Raw genomic sequence first — 2,727 nt, forward strand, 5'->3', positions numbered from 1 at the left:
ACATCGCACGCCGCGCCGGGTCACTGGCCTTCGATGCCCGGCATCCGCAGGACCATGCGGCGCCAATCTGGCTGCGTGCAGGCAACTGGGAGGCCGCCGCGCAGGCGGTCGCCACCATCGAATCGTGGCGACGCAAGCCGGTGCCGCTGGCCTGGATGGCCGAGGCCCGTTTGCACCTGCTCGGTCTGCAGGCGACCTGGCCACTGCTCGCGGAACTGGGATGGCTGTCGCCAACGCTGCTGGAGAACGTCGCGCAACGCTCGCCCGACCCGCTCCTGCCGCAATTGATTCGCAGCTTCGAGGCGAAGTTCGACGCGACCTCCCCGGCCGACGGCGAGATTGCAGATCTGAGTTGGTTTGCTGCCTGGGTGCTCATCGAGCGCCCCGGTCTTCGTGAGCACCTGGCGCTCGCCCAGGCCTCGCTGCACAGCGTGCAAGAGCAGGCGATGCGTCTGCTGGTGGAATTGCTCGGCCTGGAGCGGCAGGGCCGCCACGCCGACATCATCGAGCGACGCAAGTTGCTTCGCGACCTCCAGCCCTCGCTGTACGCGGCGTACATGAAGAGTCGCTGACGACCGCGCCGGAGACCACGACCCGGGTGAACTACCTGCGGCCGGCCCTGCTTGCTTCTGCGGCGGGCGGGCGCTGGCGCGGCCTTTGCGTTCCCGGGAAGGGCAAGTTCGAGGTTCTTGTGTCGATCTTTGGCCATACTGAAAAGGGTCGCAGTGACGTTGGCACTGAATGGCGGCCAGCGCCCAAGCCCTGCCCCTGGTGGTGCGTCAGGGCGCGTGGCCGACCTGCACGATCACGACGAGTGTCAGYGCGGCCAGCGCGATGATGATTGCCAAGACGACGTTTTGTCTGAAGCGTTGTCGTGCTGCGGATTCCTTGAGTCTGATCCTGCGCTCGAAGGCAGCGAGGGTTCCCGCGTCGCTCAGCTTCGCGGCGCCGTCCGAAGTTTCGGCGGACTCGCGATTGCTCTTTTCAGTAACGACATCGCTGCTATGCATGCCTGCAGTCTGCATCATTCGCGCCTTCCCTGCTACGTTCGTAAGATGTTCGGAAAGTATCGGGCCGTGCCATTGCGCAGGCCGACGGGCAGGCACCCGCTTGTTTGCGGCGGCGTCAGCAATTCGCGGCCTTTACGCCATCTTCAAGCCTGGCTACAACGACGCCAAGGCGGGCGTCGGGCTCCAGGACGCCGCCGTTATGCAGGGCGAACTCGCGGTGGACCAGCCCGGCAAGGATCCTCGCTATGAGATGCGCGCGGTCGACGCCATCAACCAGCAGCATGGGCGCGGCGCGATTCCGTGGGCAAGCGCGAGGATCACCAGCGCGAAGCACAGGATGGTCATGCGCCAGTCCCTGGAGACGCCCAACCACACCATCACTTGCGCCGACTTGCCGGTTGCACGCGCATGACCAATGAGCGGATCACGTAGGCAACTTCCCCGTGCAGCCAGAGCCAACCGAACGTTCCAGAAGAGCGCGACCACAGGTGGGGCCACGAACGCCGCAAGCATCGTAGCTGAGCTGTCGTGGCGCACCATGGAATGCATGCAAGATCGGCTGGCAGCTTCGCCGAACAGGCGCGGCTGCGGCGCGCCAGACAGCGCGTACAAAGTTGCTACAGTCGCCGCCCCAACCTGAACACCGCATGCGATCCTTTTTCCTTCCTGCCTCGCGCCCTGCCCTGCTGGGCATTGCCTTCGCCCTCCTCGCTGGCTGTGCCAGTTCCCCCAGCGCCCCGCCTTTCGACTCGCAGATCGAAGTGGCCTTTTCGCCCGATGCGGGCTCCGAAGCGCTCGTGCTCAAGGTCATCGGCAGTGCCCGCAGCTCGATACGGCTGGCCGGCTATTCCTTCACTTCGCCTTCAGTCGTCCGCGCCCTGACCGATGCGAAGCGACATGGCGTCGATGTGCGCGTGCTCATCGACGACAAGGGCAACCGCGGCAAGGCGAACATCGCGGCGATGAACCTGCTCGTCGGCGCCAACATTCCGACCAAGGTGATCTCGACCTATGCGATCCACCACGACAAGTACATTGTGGTGGACGGCAAGCACACGCAGACGGGCTCCTTCAACTACAGCCAGGCGGCAGCGAAGTCCAATTCTGAAAACGTGCTGGTGGTGTGGAGCAATCCGAAGGTGGCGGCAACCTACCTCGCCCATTGGGAGAGCCGGTGGGCCCAGGGCATGGCCATCGAGATGACCTACTAGGCACCGGCAAGTTCAACGGAAGTCGTTGCCGAGGCGCCCTGCCCCTGCGTCGCTGCAGGCGGATCGCAGCCTTCGTCACGGCTGGGCGGCGCCTTCAACCAGTAGGGAACGTATTCGGCGAAGTTCTCACCCGCCTCGAGATCCTTGCGCTTGATGCGCCCTGCCGGCGTACATCGTGAGGATCAGCCGCTCGGCCCGCGCTTGTGGTCATGTCGAAATCCATCGCCATCTTGGACTCGATTTGGCTGGAATAAGCAGAGGCATCGCGTTGACGCGAACTCAGCACTCACGCTGGTCTACAGTGGGGGCAATGACCCGCAGCCCTGACCTCGCCGACGACTACGCAAATTTCATTAGAACCTTGAAGGAGCGCGTCGCCGCGGCGCGCCTGTCGGTCGCGCGCGCGGTGAACCGCGAGCTGATCGCGCTCTACTGGGACATCGGCAAGGCCATCGTCGAGAAACAGCAGGCGCTGGGTTGGGGCCAGTCCGTGGTCGAACAGATCG

The 2,727-nt window shown here is 64.5% G+C and carries 4 protein-coding genes and 1 pseudogene; 4 read left to right on the forward strand and 1 reads right to left on the reverse strand.

The features are described from left to right. Positions 1-572 (forward strand): annotated as a pseudogene (locus AC1D2K_RS33065) (hypothetical protein); the annotation flags it as partial. Positions 573-779: 207 nt separating this feature from the next. Here the strand turns inward: AC1D2K_RS33065 and AC1D2K_RS33070 are convergent. Beyond that, positions 780-1,028, reverse strand: coding sequence for a hypothetical protein (locus AC1D2K_RS33070; RefSeq protein ID WP_478094451.1), 249 nt, complete (start codon positions 1,026-1,028; stop codon positions 780-782). A gap of 82 nt (positions 1,029-1,110) precedes the next feature. Between AC1D2K_RS33070 and AC1D2K_RS33075 the strand changes: the two genes are divergently transcribed. The 3 genes from AC1D2K_RS33075 to AC1D2K_RS33085 all read left to right on the forward strand — a co-directional run. Next, positions 1,111-1,422, forward strand: coding sequence for a DUF4113 domain-containing protein (locus tag AC1D2K_RS33075; RefSeq protein WP_478094452.1), 312 nt, complete (start codon positions 1,111-1,113; stop codon positions 1,420-1,422). Between the two features lie 235 nt (positions 1,423-1,657). Then, complete coding sequence (locus AC1D2K_RS33080; protein ID WP_478094454.1) at positions 1,658-2,221, forward strand: phospholipase D family nuclease; 564 nt, start codon at positions 1,658-1,660, stop codon at positions 2,219-2,221. A gap of 310 nt (positions 2,222-2,531) precedes the next feature. Then, positions 2,532-2,727 (forward strand): DUF1016 N-terminal domain-containing protein (locus AC1D2K_RS33085; RefSeq protein WP_478094456.1); only part of this gene is annotated, 196 nt, incomplete at its 3' end.

The organism is Variovorax sp. P1_H12_2, from assembly GCF_056405335.1.

Excerpts from the sequence above, each read along its gene's own strand:
- AC1D2K_RS33080 (WP_478094454.1), top strand. The coding sequence starts at position 1,658 with ATGCGATCCTTTTTCCTTCCTGCCTCGCGCCCTGCCCTGCTGGGCATT.